The 15,686-nt window shown below is 65.6% G+C and carries 11 protein-coding genes; 4 read left to right on the forward strand and 7 right to left on the reverse strand.

The features are described 5' to 3' along the window. Positions 1-169 precede the first annotated feature (169 nt). From EHV23_RS16235 to EHV23_RS13790, 3 genes are all read left to right on the forward strand, one after another. Positions 170-631 (forward strand): putative hemolysin, encoded by a 462-nt coding sequence (locus EHV23_RS16235; RefSeq protein WP_238990461.1) that lies wholly within the window; start codon positions 170-172, stop codon positions 629-631. A gap of 357 nt (positions 632-988) precedes the next feature. Next, entirely contained in the window at positions 989-3,196 is a 2,208-nt protein-coding gene (locus EHV23_RS13785) for a glycine betaine ABC transporter substrate-binding protein (RefSeq protein WP_125096572.1), read from the forward strand. 130 nt (positions 3,197-3,326) lie between these two features. After that, the gene (locus EHV23_RS13790; protein WP_238990462.1) at positions 3,327-4,124 is read left to right on the forward strand and encodes a betaine/proline/choline family ABC transporter ATP-binding protein; all 798 of its coding nucleotides are present in this window, start codon (positions 3,327-3,329) and stop codon (positions 4,122-4,124) included. Positions 4,125-4,340: 216 nt separating this feature from the next. Here EHV23_RS13790 and proC read toward each other — a convergent pair whose 3' ends face one another. The 7 genes from proC to EHV23_RS13825 all read right to left on the reverse strand — a co-directional run bounded on the left by proC (position 4,341) and on the right by EHV23_RS13825 (position 13,830). Then, positions 4,341-5,135 (reverse strand): pyrroline-5-carboxylate reductase, encoded by a 795-nt coding sequence (gene proC, locus EHV23_RS13795; RefSeq protein ID WP_125096574.1) that lies wholly within the window; start codon positions 5,133-5,135, stop codon positions 4,341-4,343. 284 nt (positions 5,136-5,419) lie between these two features. Then, positions 5,420-7,378 (reverse strand): monovalent cation:proton antiporter-2 (CPA2) family protein, encoded by a 1,959-nt coding sequence (locus tag EHV23_RS13800; protein ID WP_125096575.1) that lies wholly within the window; start codon positions 7,376-7,378, stop codon positions 5,420-5,422. Positions 7,379-7,770: 392 nt separating this feature from the next. Then, positions 7,771-8,856, reverse strand: a complete 1,086-nt coding sequence (locus EHV23_RS13805; RefSeq protein ID WP_238990463.1) for an ABC transporter substrate-binding protein — start codon at positions 8,854-8,856, stop codon at positions 7,771-7,773. 1,016 nt (positions 8,857-9,872) lie between these two features. Continuing rightward, the gene (locus tag EHV23_RS13810) at positions 9,873-10,334 is read right to left on the reverse strand and encodes a pseudoazurin (protein ID WP_125096576.1); all 462 of its coding nucleotides are present in this window, start codon (positions 10,332-10,334) and stop codon (positions 9,873-9,875) included. A 205-nt stretch (positions 10,335-10,539) separates the two neighbouring features. Next, entirely contained in the window at positions 10,540-11,424 is an 885-nt protein-coding gene (locus EHV23_RS13815) for an ABC transporter ATP-binding protein (RefSeq protein ID WP_125096577.1), read from the reverse strand. A gap of 17 nt (positions 11,425-11,441) precedes the next feature. After that, positions 11,442-12,500, reverse strand: coding sequence for a FecCD family ABC transporter permease (locus EHV23_RS13820; protein WP_125096578.1), 1,059 nt, complete (start codon positions 12,498-12,500; stop codon positions 11,442-11,444). Positions 12,501-12,807: 307 nt separating this feature from the next. Next, positions 12,808-13,830 (reverse strand): ABC transporter substrate-binding protein, encoded by a 1,023-nt coding sequence (locus EHV23_RS13825; RefSeq protein ID WP_125096579.1) that lies wholly within the window; start codon positions 13,828-13,830, stop codon positions 12,808-12,810. A gap of 481 nt (positions 13,831-14,311) precedes the next feature. Between EHV23_RS13825 and EHV23_RS13830 the strand changes: the two genes are divergently transcribed. Next, on the forward strand, positions 14,312-15,625 hold the full coding sequence (locus EHV23_RS13830) for an MFS transporter (RefSeq protein ID WP_125096580.1): 1,314 nt from the start codon (positions 14,312-14,314) through the stop codon (positions 15,623-15,625). The last annotated feature ends 61 nt before the right edge of the window (positions 15,626-15,686 follow it).

The following is a 15,686-nucleotide window of genomic DNA, read 5'->3' on the forward strand; positions in this document are numbered from 1 at the left end:
GCGTCGTTGCGTCAGGGGCGTCCGGCATTGCAGGGTTTCCCGGTTTTTCGCCGTGGAGACGTTCCGGTCTTGCCGGGGTGTGGCTGCCGTACTCCCGGCCTGGTGCATGGTGTTGCCGTGCCTGTGTGCCGGGAAGCCGCGTACCGTTGTATTTTGAGAGGTAAAACTCATGAAGAAACTGCTGCTGATCCTGTCTGCCGGTCTCCTGGCTGCGTGCACCACCCCCGTCCAGGATGCAGCGTCGTCCGTGCAGCAACCGGTGTCCTCCGCACAGGGTACGACATCCTCCGCACAGAACACCGCTGTCCAGAACAGCACTTCCGCTTCGGGCCAGACCATGCAGCACGAACACAGCACCCGTCCGTCCGGTGGCGCCTCTGCGCAAACCCGGTCATCCGGCAAGCCGTCATCGGGCGTTCAGCCTTCCAGTGGGCAGCCCGGGGAGGAATCCCCGATGATCGGCATGTCCAACCCCGCTTCCGACTTCTGCATCCAGCAGGGCGGCAAGCTGGAGATTCGCCAGGAAGCCGCCGGCGAAGTGGGCTACTGCCACCTGCCCGATGGCCGCGTCGTGGAAGAGTGGGCCTTCTTCCGGGCCGAGTCCGGCAAGGCGGGCAAACAGCGCAAATAACAAAAAGACGCGCCATACCGGTAGCCCGGGCAATGCAGGCTGCCCGGGCAAGTCAGACGACCCGGGCAAGTCTGGCAGGCAGCCAGAGTGGGCTGGCAGGGCGGGGCGCCCTGGCGGGCTGACCGGGCGAGCGGGCAGGGCAGTTGGACAGGGCGTGACGGGGGCGCAACGCAACCCGACCGTGCTGGCGACGACGGGCGGGGGGATTCAGGGCAGCGATTGGCGCTGTTACATCGCTGCAAAACACCCATGCGTCTGTCGCGCCGGATGTGGCACACTTTTCGAAGCGTGTCCTGCCGCCTTGCAGCGTGCGCTCCCTTTTCCACAAAACTCCCTTCGCGAGAGTGAGACGCGCGCATGCCGAAGAAGTGGCTCATTGCCCTGTTTTTGCTGCTGATGGCGAGCAGCGCCGTCATGGTTGCGCCGGCTGCGGCCCGTGCCTCTGACGGCAGGGTGGTACTTGCGTCAGCCGGTACCGAAAGCAACGCCAAGGCTGGTACCGAAAACAGCGCCAAGGCAAGTACCAAAGCCGGTACCGAAGATGGGACGCCAGCAGGGGAAGACGAGGGCCGTTCTGCTGCCGGCACGGCGCCCGGTTCTGCAACCGGCGCCTGTGCCTCGAAAGCGCCCATCCGCCTTGCCGGTCTGGACTGGGAAAGCGGCCAGATCACCACCGCCATCATCGACCGCCTGCTGCGTGACGGCTATGGCTGCCGTACGGAAATCGTGCCCGGTTCGTCTGCGTCGCTGGAAACGGCGCTGATGCAGAACGACATCCAGCTCATTGCCGAACAGTGGGTGGGGCGCTCTGCCGTGATGGACCAGGCCGAGCGCGAGCACCGCGTGGCCATCATCGGTGACACGCTCAAGGGTGGTGCCGTGCAGGGCTGGTATGTGCCCGACTATGTGCAGAAGGCATATCCCGATCTGAAAACGGTGCAGGATCTGGCCCGCTACGCCCGCCTGTTTCCCGACCCGGAAAAACCCGGCAAGGCCCGCCTGCTCAACTGCCCCTCCGGCTGGGTGTGCGAAACCTTCAACACCCGCCTGCTGAAAAACACCGGCCTCTCCGGTGCCTACAACAACGTCCACCCCGGTACCGGCGCTGCGCTGGATGCCGAGATTTCGGCCGCCTTCGAGCAGCACAAGCCCATTCTCTTCTATTACTGGCAGCCCTCGGGCCTGATGGCGAAGTACAACATGCGGCCCATCGAATTTCCGGCCTACGATGAAGGGTGCTGGAAAACGCTGCTGAAGGCCGAAGACGATGCTGCTGCCGGTCAGGATGCGGCGACAGACAGTACACCGGATGTGAACGGCACAGCCTCCGGCACGGAGGGCAGGACGAAGGACGGCAAGACGAAGGATGGCAAGGCGCTGGATGCCGGGGCGCAGGCCGGCGGGGAAAAGGACGGCAAGGCAAGGGATGGCCGAGGAGGCCCCGGCTGTGTGTCGGGTTTTCCCGTCTCGAAACTGACGGTTGCCGTATCCATGCCGTTCCGGCAGCAGCATCCCGAGCTGGTGGCCCTGCTGGAAAAGCTGCAGTTCGAGCCGGCCATTCTGAACCGGATGATCCTCGACATGGCCGAACACCGGCGCAAGGGGGATGAACAGGCCGGTATCTTCCTGCGTGACAATCCCGATATCTGGCAACACTGGGTATCGGATGATGCCCGCGTGCGCCTGCAGCAGAAATACGGCAGTGCCGCAGAAAATCCTGCGCAGCCTGCGGGCTTTTTCCCGTCGTGGTCGGTGGCCGATGCCCTGAACCATTCGCTGGCCCGTACGGTGCAGAAGCATGGCGAGCAGTTCCGCCGCATCAGCCAGCTCACGCTCGATGGCCTGCTGCTGCCGCTGGAGCAGGCGCTCGACGGTTTGCTACCCTGGCTGGTGCTGGCCGTGCTCGGCCTGGTGGCGTGGCACGCCACCCGTCGGCTCTGGATGGCTGTGCTGTGCATGGCGGGCTTCTATGTGGTGGGGGGCTTTGGCCTCTGGACGGCGCTGATGCAGACGCTGGCCCTGCTGATCGCCTCGTCGCTCTTCATCATGCTGCTGGGCTTTCCGCTGGGCATCATCATGGCGCGCAACGAACGCCTGTGCCGCATCTTCACGCCGGTGCTCGACATCATCCAGACCATGCCGTCGTTTGTGTACCTCATTCCGGTGCTGATGTTGTTCGGCATTGGCAAGGTACCGGCGCTGTTTGCCACCGTGGTCTATGCCATTGCGCCGCTCATCCGCCTCACGGCACTGGGTATCCGGCAGGTGGATGCGCGGATGGTGGAGGCAGCCGATTCCTTCGGCAATACCCGCTGGCAGCTGCTGTGGTGGGTGCTGCTGCCGCAGGCACGTCCGAGCATCATGGCCGGCATCAATCAGGCAGTGATGATGTCGCTGGGCATGGTGGTGGTGGCCTCGATGATCGGTGCCCGGGGGCTGGGTGAGCACGTGCTGCAGGCCATCCAGACCCTCAACATCGGGCAAGGGGTGCAGGCGGGTACCGCCATCGTGATTCTGGCCATCGTCATCGACCGCATCACGCAGGCATATGGGAGGAAGGCATGATGGGGCAGATGCGCCTGATGGACCAGGGCTTCACCGGAACCGGGACGGGGGAGGGGCACGCCAGGGGGCGCGTGGACCTGACGGGCCGGGCGCGTCCGATGGCGGGGAGGCCTGTGCGATGACCAGCATCGTGTTCAGACACATCAGCAAGATCTACGGCCGAAAGACGGGGCCTGCGCTGGAGATGCTGCGCGACGGCGCCAGCAGTGCCGACATCCTGGCCCGCACCGGCTGCCAGGTGGGGCTGCGCGACATCAATCTCGGCATCGACGAGGGAGAGATTTTCTGCATCATCGGCATGTCCGGTTCGGGCAAGTCCACACTGGTGCGCCACGTCAACCGCCTCATCGAACCCAGCTGCGGCGAGGTCTGGGCCTGCGACACCCATGTCACCGGACTGGACGAACGTGGCCTGCGCGAATTTCGCCGTCACCGCGTCAGCATGGTGTTCCAGCATTTCGGGCTGATTTCGCACATGACGGTTCTGCAGAACACCTGCTATGGCCTGCGTGTGCAGGGGCTTTCCCGCAGGGAGCAGGAGGAGCGCGCGCGTCACTGGCTGGATGAAATGGAGCTGACCGGGCAGGAAGACCGCTACCCCGAGCAGCTCTCCGGTGGCATGCGCCAGCGTGTCGGTCTGGCCCGGGCACTGGCGGCCGATACCGACATCATTCTGATGGACGAGGCTTTTTCGGCGCTGGATCCGCTCATCCGCATCAAGCTGCAGGATCGCGTGCTGGACCTGCAGCAGCGCCTGAAAAAGACCATCATCTTCATCACCCACGACATCGATGAGGCCCTGAAAATGGGCAACCGCATCGCCATTCTCAACGAGGGCCAGCTGATCCAGCAGGGCACACCACGGGAGCTGGTGGACAATCCCTCCAGCGATTATGTGGCGGAATTCATGGCGCACCGGTGCCGGTAGCGGCGGTGTGGACATCGAGCGTCTTTACGCCGGGTGTGCCGTCATCGGCCACGGCCGCGGTGATTGCCAGCCTTGTCGCCCGGTTTGATGGTGCCATGGTCGAATCGCCCCCGTGGAGCCGGGCGCCAGACTATGCCGTTGCAGAAGTTTTGTGCGGGGCTGGATGGCATATGAAAGGACTGCCCGTTCGGGGAACCGGACGGGCATGCCGCCGCCTCAGCCTCCGGCCAGCTCCACCGACCGCTTGCGTGCCTGTTCCGCGGCCTCGTGCACCAGCCGCCGCAGGGCATGGCCGGCTTCGAACGCCTCGATGGCCGCGTGGGTGGTGCCATTGGGGGAGGTGACGGCCTGGCGCAGCTCGGCAAAGTCGGCGCCTTCCTGGGCCTGCAGGGTGGCGGCTCCCAGCGCGGTCTGCGCGGCCAGCTGACGGGCCAGATCCCGGGGCAGACCCAGCTGCACGGCCGCGTCGGCCAGCGCCTCGCTGAACAGGTGATAGTAGGCAGGGCCACTGCCGCTGATGGCCGTGACGGCATGCAGCTGGTCCTCGTTCTGCACCCAGAAGGCGCGGCCCACGGCGTTGAGCAGCCGGGTGAGGGTGTCACGCAGGGTGGAGGAGACATCGTTGCCGGCGTACAGGCCCACACAGCCCTGACGGACCATCACTGGCGTATTGGGCATGCTGCGCACCACCGGGCGCTGAACCGGCAGGGCGGCCCGCAGGGTGTCGATGGACACGCCGGCCATCACCGACATCACGGTGGCCTTTTCCAGCTGGGAGGCGGGCAGGGCACTGAGTGCCTCGCGGGCCATGGCGGGCTTGACGGCCATGACCACCAGATCGTACCGGGTGGCTGGCAGGTCCGCGGCCTGACGGTAGATGCGGGCCTTCACGTCCTGGGCACGCAGTGGATCCACGGCGTCGATGCCATCCACGAGGCCGGCAGTCAGCCAGGCTTCACCCAGGGCCGCGCCCATGCGGCCGTACCCGAGAAAGAGAGCGTTCAGACCCATGCGTAACTCCTTGCGTCGTGCGCGGTCAGGGGCCGGGAGGGGCGGGAATGCCCCGTCACTGGCCGGTGTCGTCTGCAAGATATTAATGGTTTTTCCTGAGTCCGTTTTGCAACGCCCGCGGTATGCGGGGATATCCGATGTTGCAACTGCAGTCTGCGCATGAGCCGTCCCGCGGGGAAGGCGGCCGTTTCATCCATGGCCGCCAGCCTTCATCCATGGCTGCCGGCCTTCATCCGTGGCCGCCGGCTGCTCCGTGAGCGGATGGTCGCCGCTTCTTCCGGAGGTCACGGGCGGGTGTTCGGGGGCTGCGTCCGTTCTGCGCTGCCGGCCTTGTCCGTGCTCCTACGCTGTGCCGTTCGCCGTGCTGCCAGCCGCTCCCGCCAGCCTTCCTCGCCCGGCTGCCAGTCCACGGCTTCGCCGCGCATCAGGGCGGCCATCATGGCCTGGGTCTCGGCATCGTCGTCCTGGCCAATCTTTGCCATTTCCGGGTTGCTGAAGCGGCCCTGGCCTGGCTGCCAGGCTTCCGCCATCAGGCGCACGCTGCGGCGGTCGCGGGCTGCGTAGAACGAAGCCATCCGTTCGGCCTGGCCGGCGTCCATGCCGAGGAACTCCAGGGCCGTCTGGCCGCAGCGGATGGACGAGTCGAACAGCTCACGAATCAGGGCAATGCTGCCGGCGCGGTGGAGTTCGTACACATGCAGCCGGTCGTAGGCGCGCGAGATGATGGGCAGGTCCGGGTACAGGCGATGCACATACTCGACGATCTGCACGGCCTGTTCGCGGCCGTCGATGGCCAGGATCAGCAGTCTGGCCCGGGCGATGCCGGCCGTTTCCAGCAGGGCGGGAATCGTCGCGTCGCCATAGTAGGTCTTCATGCCGTAGCGGGTCATGCCGTCCACCGTTTCGGCGTCGTAGTCGATCACGGTGGACCGGTGGCCGCAGGCCAGCAGCAGGCTGCTGACCATCTGGCCAAAGCGTCCGTGGCCGGCAATGATGACCGGATTCTCCTCCTCGATGCTGTCGGCCTCGCGCGTGTCGCTGGTGGCGGCGCGAGGGGCCAGCAGCTTCTCGTACACGATGAAGAGCGTGGGGGTGAGCAGCATCGACAGCGCCACCACCAGCATCAGCCGTTCGCCCATGGCCGACGGCATCACCGCATGCTGCACCACGAAGGAAATCAGCACGAAGCCGAACTCGCCGGCCTGCGACAGTGACAGGGAAAACAGCTGGTTGTCCAGACGCTTCAGGCGAAATGCCTTGCCCAGCGCATACAGCACGGCGGCCTTTACCACCATGACCCCCACCGTCATGCCCAGAATGGTGAAGAATTCGCTGGCCAGCAGCCCGAAATTCATGCCGGCGCCCACCGTGATGAAGAACAGCCCCAGCAGCAGGCCCTTGAAGGGATCGAGCGTGCTTTCCAGGGCGTGGCGATATTCGCTGTCGGCCAGCACCACGCCGGCCAGAAAGGCGCCCAGTGCCGGTGACAGGCCCACCAGGTTCATCAGCGCGGCAATGCCTACCACCAGCATCAGCGCAAAGGCGGTGTACACCTCGCGCAGGCGCGATTCGGCAATGTAGCGAAACACCGGGCGCGACAGATAATGTCCGCCCACTACGATGCCACCCACCACCCCAAGGATGATGAGCGTCTTGAGCCAGCTGCTCAGGCCGTCCAGCAGTGTGGCGGTGGTCTCTGCTTCACCACCGCCCGCATGGCCGGCCAGTTCCGGCATGGCCAGCAGCGGCAGCAGCGCCAGCATGGGGATGACGGCAATGTCCTGAAAGAGCAGCACGGAAAATGCGCTCTGGCCACCCGGGCAGCCCAGCAGACCCTTTTCGCCCAGTGTCTGCAGCACGATGGCGGTGGACGACGAGGCCACCACGCAGCCAGCCGCCACGGCCACCTGCCACGGCATGCCGAAGGCCATGCCCAGTCCGGCCATCACGGCCACGGTACCCAGTATCTGCAGCCCTCCCAGCCCCAGCAGCTTGTTGCGTAGCCGCCAGAGCGTGGCCGGCTCCAGCTCCATGCCCACCAGAAAGAGCATCATCACCACGCCGAATTCGGCCACTTCCTGGATCTCATGGGTTTCGCTGCCCACCAGTCCCAGCACGGGGCCGATGATGATGCCGGCAATCAGGTAGCCCAGGACGGAGCCGAGCCCCAGGCGTTTGGAAATGGGCACCGCCACGACGGCGGAGAACAGATAGACGAAGGCGATGGACAGGAGTGAATTCATGGGCCGGGCGCAGGCAGGAAGAAAGGAAACGGGCGTGACGGGGCGAATGCGTACATGACACACGCCAATGCCCGTCAACCAGCGGGACAGTATGCCCAGAAGCGCGGGGCCAATGCAAAAATGGCCCCGTTATCCTGTCCTTCCGTCACCCGTCACCCGTCACCCGTCACCCGTCACCCGTCACCCGTCACCCGTCACCCGTCAATTCTCCTGCCAGACCGTGTGCTGGCGTCCGCCGTACCGCGGGTTCAGCATCCTGGTAGATCCGGTGACTGTGCAGTGCGCCTTGTCAGCACATGGACTCGGGACCAGCGTGGGGACGAATGCGTCCATAACACGCTCGGCGCTGATCTCGCGGGTAGCCAATCGCATTGGCCACCCGCCGGACATACTCAGCGTTTGATCCTCGCCACCGCGTCCGCAATCGACTCCATGCCATCGGCAATGCGGATCGATGCCTGCAGGGCGTCGGCGTCCACGATGGCGATGCGGCCCTGCTTCACGGCGTCCATGTGCTTCGTCACCGAGTCGGACTTCAGGAATGCCAGTTTCTTCTCGTAGTCGTCGGCCGGGAAGCGGCGGCGGTCCATGCGGGCGATGATGATCAGCGACGGATTGGCCTTAGCAATGGTTTCCCAGCCCACGGTCGGCCATTCTTCATTCGACTTGATCACGTTGCGGATGCCCAGCTCCTTCAGCATGTAGCTGGCCACACCCTTCTGGCCGGCCACGTACGGGTCCATGTCCATTTCGGCGCTGGAGAACCACACCACGGCCGACAGGTTCTTCACCTGGGCCTGCTTCACCTTGTCGACGGCGGCGGCCTGGCGGGCCTTCAGGTCATCGACCAGGGCCTTGCCCTTCGCTTCCACATCGAATATCTGCGCCAGCTGGCTGATGCTCTTGTAGAGGGCGTCGATGTTGTATTCGGCGGTGCGGGTGCCGTCCGAGCCGGTCAGGTTGTCCTTGCCCTCGCAGTCCGACGGCATGAGGTAGGTGGGGATCTTCAGGTCGTGGAACTGCTCGCGGGTGGCCACCACGCCTTCCTTGCCGACGTGCCATTCGAACTGGGTGATCACGATACCGGGTTTTTTCTCGACCACCGACTCGAAGCTCGGGTCGTTGTCGGCCAGGCGGGGCACCTTGTCATCGATGGCCTTGAACTGCGGCAGCACCGGGTTGAACCACACCGAGGTGCCTTTCAGTCTGTCGCCCAGACCCAGCGAATACAGCATTTCGGTGCCGGCCTGGCCGATGGTGATGGCCGAGGCAGGGGCCTTCGCAAACTCCAGCGTGTGGCCGCAGTTGTCCACCTTCAGCGGGTAGGTGGTGGCCTGTGCGGACATGGGCAGGGAGCCCAGGCCCAGCACGAGCATGGCCGCAGCCATGGCCCGGCGGGGGAGGCTGGCCGGGCCGGAGACGGAGGGGCCGTGGCTGAACGCAGCCATGCGGGAAAAAACGGTGTTGCGGGAGAACATGGGACTCGCTCCTTGAAGTCGGGGACAGAACGGGCGCGACGCGGCTGCGCCGGCGTGGTCCGGGACCGTGGGGGCGAGCATGGGAGGGGAACCCTGGTGGCATTGGCCGGATGGAGCGGGCAAATGACCGGCACCACTATCGGGCCTGTACAGCCCGCCGGTGTGTGCAGCCCTGCCTGCGGATGAGGCACGATGCAGCAAGGATCGCTCACAGTGCCAGACACCCCGCCGGCCATGAACCGTCAAGGAACCGCGGCAAAGGCCTGTGAGGTTCCTTCAGCTCGGGCAGGTCTCCTGACTGGCACTTCAGCGCCGGACTTCGCCTTCCCGAACCGTGCAGACAGTTCCCGGAGGGAAGGCCAGTCCGCCGGAGGCGGGGCTGCGCTGTCTAGGCAGTTCAGTGGTGTGACGGATGTGCAGACCGGGTGGTGTGCAGATTCCGCTGAAGCCGGCTCCATGCCTACAGTTGCGGGGGCAGTTCCATTTTGGGCGGGCAGGCGTGTGGTGCACCGTTGCAACCGGCCATTGCGGTGCCGGACTGCCTGCAGCATGGCTGCGGCAGGACACGGGTGAATGGGGCTGGTGGGTGGCGCACTGCGCATGTCCGCACTGGATTCCCTGAGTGGCCCGGAAGCGGTAGGGCAGACGACGGCCCCCGGGTGACTCCCGCACGGCGCCTGTCCGGGCCTGTCGGCAGTGGGGTGAGCCTGTGCTGCAGCAGCAGGCGGACCACACCACCGGAAAACCGGGCGGGCGACTGGCGAAACCAGAGCGGCGCCAGTATAGAGAGGCGCACGCGGGTGCGTCAAACTCATGGCGCGTACCTGTAACCTTGCGCTGCCGGCGCTGCATTGCCTGGCAGGGCGGCCAGCCCTGTATGCGCAGTGCGCCATGTCGGCACACGGCCTGGGCCAGCGTGGGTGCGAATGAGCCCATGACACACGCCAGGAGGCGTCGGGACCAAAAAAATGGCCCGTGCCGGAGGGCGACGGGCCGTGGGGGAGGGCCGGTGTTTGTTACTGCTTCGAGGCGCGTTCGGCAATTTCCTCGAAGCGTTTCTTCACCTTGGCAGGGGCGTCGGCCGGCACTTTCAGTTCGGACAGTTTGGCGTCATCGCCCACCTGGATGAGCATCACCATGCCCATGGCATAGTGGGGCAGGCACTTGACGCCGTAGAAACCGGGCTTGGTCAGCGTGACGGCGATTTCCTCGTTGATCTTGCCGCGGAAGGGCTCGGCGCCTTCGGGGATCATGTCCTTCATGGCCACGGCGTCGTGCCCCTTGGCCGAGGCGAGGAATTTCACCGTGTCACCCGGTTTGATCTTCACGAACTCCGGCTCGTACACCATGGCATCGTTGGCACCGCGATTGAGCATTTTCACTTCGACGGTTTCGGCATGGGCCGGCGTGGCGGCCAGCAGCAGGGCGCCCAGGGCGCCGGCGAGGGAGAGACGGGAGGCAAGGGTTTTCATGTTCATGGTTCTGTCTGCAAAGGTGGTGTCGCGGGGACGAATGGATCCATGACGCGCACCAGGGAGGGTAAGGGTTCTGGCTGGCATGAATCCTGCCAGAAAAGGATGTGCCGGGGTGGCAGACGCCGCCGGCGGGCGTCATGCCATGCGCGCAGGCAGGGTGATCCGGCGGGCAGGGCATGCGCGCGGGCACACCCTGCTGCCTTGCCGTTCAGGCAGCGGCCTGGCCGGGCAGGGACCGGAAGCGCAGCACCCGGGCGCCATCGGCCGGGTCGGTCAGTTCGTCGGCCTGTACCTGGAAGATGTCGCGCATCAGTTCTTGGGTCAGCACCTGCTGCGGCGTGCCGATGGCATGCAGCCGGCCGTTGTACATCACGGCCAGCCGGTCGCAGCGCATGGCCTGGTTCAGGTCGTGGATGGCCAGCACCTTGGTGATGGGCAGGCTGTGCACCAGGTCCATCAGCGCCAGCTGCTGGTGGATGTCCAGGTGATTGGTTGGCTCGTCCATCAGCAGGATCTGCGGCTGCTGGCACAGGGCGCGGGCGATGTGGATGCGCTGGCGCTCCCCGCCCGACATCTGGCCCCACTGGCGGTCCTGCTTCTCGTGCATCTGCACGGCCCGCAGGGCTTCCTGCACCAGCTGGTCATCATGCTCGGACCAGCTCTGCAGGGCCGACAGCCAGGGGGTGCGGCCCAGCTCCACGGCATCGCGGGCGCTGATGGCATCCAGCGTGTCGGCAGTCTGCGAGACCATGGCCATCACCTGGGCGATCTGGCGCCGGCGCAGTGACTTCAGGTTGTGACCCTGCAGGTGCACCGACCCCTGCGACGGATGGTAGATGCCGGCGATCACGCGCATCAGGCTGGACTTGCCCGAGCCGTTGGGGCCGATCAGGCCCAGCAGCTCGCCCGTTTTGACGCTGAACGACACGTCGTGGACGATGCGCTGGCGCCCGGCGTTCCAGGACACACCATTGATTTCGAGCGCCGGCACTTCGCGGATCAGGTGCACACCAGCCGGCTGGCCGGTGCTGGCCGCAGTAGCCGGGTTTGCGGTGGCGGTGCCCGGCGTGGCCGGTGACGGGGTTGCGTTCATGTTCATGTCTGCTCCGTTCAGCGCTGTGCCTTGCCGCGACCCAGCAGGATGAAGGCAAATACCGGGGCACCCACCAGGGCGGTAACGACGCCGATGGGCAGTACCTGACCCTTGATCATGACGCGCGACGTGATGTCGGCCAGCATCAGGAAGAGGGCACCGATCAGCGCACTGGCGGGCAGCAGCCGCTGGTGGCGCACGCCGACCAGCATCCGCGCCACGTGCGGAATCACCAGACCCACGAAGCCGATGGCACCCACCACCGACACCATGACGGCGGTCATCAGCGCGGCCGTCACCATCAGGATGCCTTGCACGCGGCGCACCGGCACGCCCAGGGCCTGGGCGGATTCGGCGCCGAAGGTGAAGGCATCCAGGGCGCGGGCGTGCAGCATGCAGATGACCAGACCGGCAATGGCCACGAGGGTGGCGATGGGCACGTCGGGCCAGCGCACGCCGCTCAGGCTGCCCAGCAGCCAGAACATGATGCCGCGGGCCTGCTCGGCGCTGCCCGACTTGGCGATGATCAGCGAGGTGAGCGCGTTGAACAGCTGCGAGCCGGCAATACCGGCCAGAATGATCTGGCCGCTGTTGCGCAGCCCGCCACCACCGGCCGCCTGGGCCAGGGCTGCCACCAGCGCAAAGGCGGTGAGCGCGCCGATGAAGGCGCCGAAGGTCATCGAGACCAGACCACCGCCCACGCCGGCGATGGTGACCAGCACCGCACCGGTGGAGGCACCGGCCGAGATGCCGAGCAGGTAGGGATCGGCCAGCGAGTTGCGCAGCAGCGTCTGCAGCACGACCCCCGACAGCGCCAGACCGGCGCCGCAGCAGGCGGCCACGATGGCACGGGTCAGACGGTAGTTCCAGATGATGCCGTCATCGATGGGTTCGACCTCGATGTTCAGGCCCAGCAGGTGGTTGGCCAGCACATCGCGGATAGAGGCAAAGGGCATGCTGATCTCGCCGACCGACATGCACAGCATCATGGTCAGGAACAGCACGGCCAGGGCGATGACGGTGATGCCGGTCACGCGCCACAGCACGGTGGGAGATTTTTGGGCAGGGGGAGCCATGGTCGGGAAAGTGGTGTCAGGGCAGACGGCAGGGCGGGTCAGCGCATCGGGATGGTCATCCTGGCCGGCGGCCCCTGTGCAGGACGGCCCTGCACGGGCTGTTGAAGCGGGAAGGCGGACAGCGGCCGGGGTGGGCATGGCCTTCAGGGAAGGTGTACCGTCCACGGACTGCTGCCCGCCTGGTCGTGGCCCGTTCAGGACACGTGTGCTGCCGGCAGGACAGGCAGCCCCGGTGGCGGGGCGCCGTCCTGCATGGCGCGGTGTGCTCCGTTCAGACCTCGAAGCGTGGCGTTTCGGAAAACGCAGCTCAGTGCTTGTGGCCCTTCATCTTGACCACGGTGTCGGCAATCGACTCCATGCCGCCGGCGATGCGGATCGAGGCCTGCAGGGCGTCGGCGTCCACGATGGCAAAGCGGTTGTTCTTCACGGCGTCCATGTGCTTGGTCACGGCGTCGTTCTTCAGGAACTCGATTTTCTTCTCGTGGTCGTCAGCCGGGAAGCGGCGACGGTCCATGCGGGCGATGATGATCATCGACGGGTTGGCCTTGGCCACGGTTTCCCAGCCCACGGTCGGCCATTCCTCGCTGGAGGTGACCACGTTCTTGATGCCCAGCTGGTTCAGCATGTAGCCGGCCACACCTTTCTGGCCGGCCAGCCACGGGTCGGATTCCATGTCGGCGCTGGACATCCAGACCACGGCCGACAGGTTCTTGACACCGGCCTTTTTGACTTTCTCGACGGCGGCGGCTTCACGGGCCTTCAGGCCGCTGACCAGTTCCTTGCCCTTGGCCTCGACGTTGAAGATGGTGGCCAGCTGGTCGATGCTCTTGTACAGCGTGTTGATGTTGTAGGCGTCGGTACGGGTACCGTCGGAGCCCTGCGTGTTGTTCTTGCCTTCGCAGTCGGACAGCAGCGAGTACGTGGGGATTTTCAGGTCGTGGAACTGTTCACGCGTACCGACCACACCCTCCTTGCCGATGTGCCACTCGAACTGCGTCACCACCAGGTTCGGCTTCTTGTCGACCACGGATTCGAAGCTGGGGGCGTTGTCGTCCAGGCGGGGGATTTTGGCATTGACGGCCTTGAACTGGGGCAGCACCGGGTTGAACCACACCGAGGTACCGACCACCTTGTCGGCCAGACCCAGCGAGTACAGGATTTCGGTGCCGGCCTGGCCGACGGTGACCACACGGGCCGGCGCCTTGTCGAAGGTCAGCGGATAGCCGCAGTTCTCGAGCTTCAGCGGATAGGTGGTGGCGTTGGCTGCCGTGGCAGAAACGCCCAGACCCAGCGACAGCAGGGTGGCGGCAATGACTTTGCGGGAGAACATGGATTTTGCTCCGTTGAGTGGGGGATGCCCCGGTGGGGCTGCAGGGAAGAGGATGTGAGTCAGCAGGGGACTGGCTGATGAACGATGCCAGCCAGGCACGACAGGAGATGCGTGCCGCAGGCGCAGAGCACCTGCCTCCGGGAGCCTCCGCAAAAATCCTGCGGTACTTTGGTTCCCGTGCAGGCAGCGCAGCCTGCTGAATGCTAAATAAGACGCGTTTGTGCTCTGGCCTTCAGAGCGGCGACAGTATAGGAATCTGTTTGGCACCCGTCAAACAGTGACCCGGGTGATTTTGTGGGTGTGTTCAGTTTTCCTTTCAGCAGAGCGCGTCCATGACACGCGCCGGGGTATGGGGCGCTATCATCGCGGCTCGTTTTTCTACTTTTTCGTTTCGGCCAGATGGAGGGCAAACCTGCCACGGCCCGAAACCACCCGCGGGGTACGTCATGGCCCCGCCGGCACATGCAGGGGGACACCGATCATGCCCGATCACCGCACCGACAAGGCAACCCCATCAACCGGGCATGCGCCCAGACCATCTGGCCAGGCAGCAGGGGCCATCGACAGCCCGTCTGCAGGGGCCGTACGCTGGCTGATCTTTGCGCTGTGCTTTCTGGTGGTGCTGCTCGACGGCTTCGACACGGCTGCCATTGGCTACATCGCGCCCTCGCTGATGCAGGAATGGGGTGTGGCCAAGCCGGCATTGGCGCCGGTGCTCAGCGCGGCCCTGTTCGGTCTGGCGGCGGGGGCGCTGCTTTCCGGCCCGGTGGCCGACCGCTGGGGCCGGCGGCTGACGCTGACGGCCTCGGTGCTGGTCTTCGGCGTGGCCTGTCTGGCCTCGGCCTTTTCGCCTGACCTGCAGATGCTGACCGTACTGCGCTTCATCACCGGCGTGGGGCTGGGTGCTGCCATGCCCAACGCCGTCACGCTGATGAGTGAGTTCAGCCCGCCATCGCGCCGCGCCTTCATCACCAACGCCATGTTCTGCGGCTTTCCGCTGGGCGCTGCACTGGGCGGCTTTCTGGCCGGCTGGCTGATTCCGGCCTTTGGCTGGCGCAGCGTGCTGCAGCTGGGTGGCGTGGCGCCGCTGGTGCTGGTGGCTGCCCTGCTCCTGTGGCTGCCGGAATCGCCCCGGTACCTGCAGGTCCGCCGGGCGAAGGGGGGCCGCCGGGAGCAGGAGGTGCGTCGTGAACAGGCGCCAGCCCGTGGCATCGGCCTCGTGCTGTCCCGGCATTACCTGCTGGGGTCGCTGATGCTGTGGGTGGCCTACTTCATGGGGCTGGTGGTGTTCTATGCGCTGATCAACTGGATGCCGGTGCTGTTCCGTGAAAGCGGCATGGATCCGCGCACCGCCTCGCTGGTCACGGCCCTGTTCCCGCTGGGTGGCGTGGGGGCCGTGGCGCTGGGCTGGCTGATGGACCGCTTCAATGGCAGCGGGGTGCTGGCACTGGGCTATGGAGGGACGGCGCTGACCGTCTGGGCCATCGGCCAGGCCATGGGCGACCACGGTCTGCTGATGCTTGTGGTGTTCGTGGCCGGGTTGGTGATGAATGCCGCCCAGGCCTCGATGCCGGCGCTGGCAGCCGGCTTCTATCCCACCGAAGGGCGGGCCACCGGCGTGGCCTGGATGCTGGGCATCGGCCGTTTCGGCGGCATTGCCGGCTCGTTTCTGGTGGCTGCGCTGACGGCACGGCAGGTGAGCCTGCCGGACATCTTTGCCGTGGTGGCCGTGCCGGCGCTGATTGCCATGGTGGCGCTGGGGGTGAAGGTGGGGGTGTATCGGTCGGGAAAGTGAAGGCTGGCCTGAATGGCGGAAAATGAGTCCACGATTCGCCCCGGAAGCCCGGCTGAGCCAG

It is taken from the genome of Lautropia dentalis (genome assembly GCF_003892345.1).
In the GTDB taxonomy this organism is placed as follows: domain Bacteria; phylum Pseudomonadota; class Gammaproteobacteria; order Burkholderiales; family Burkholderiaceae_E; genus Lautropia; species Lautropia dentalis.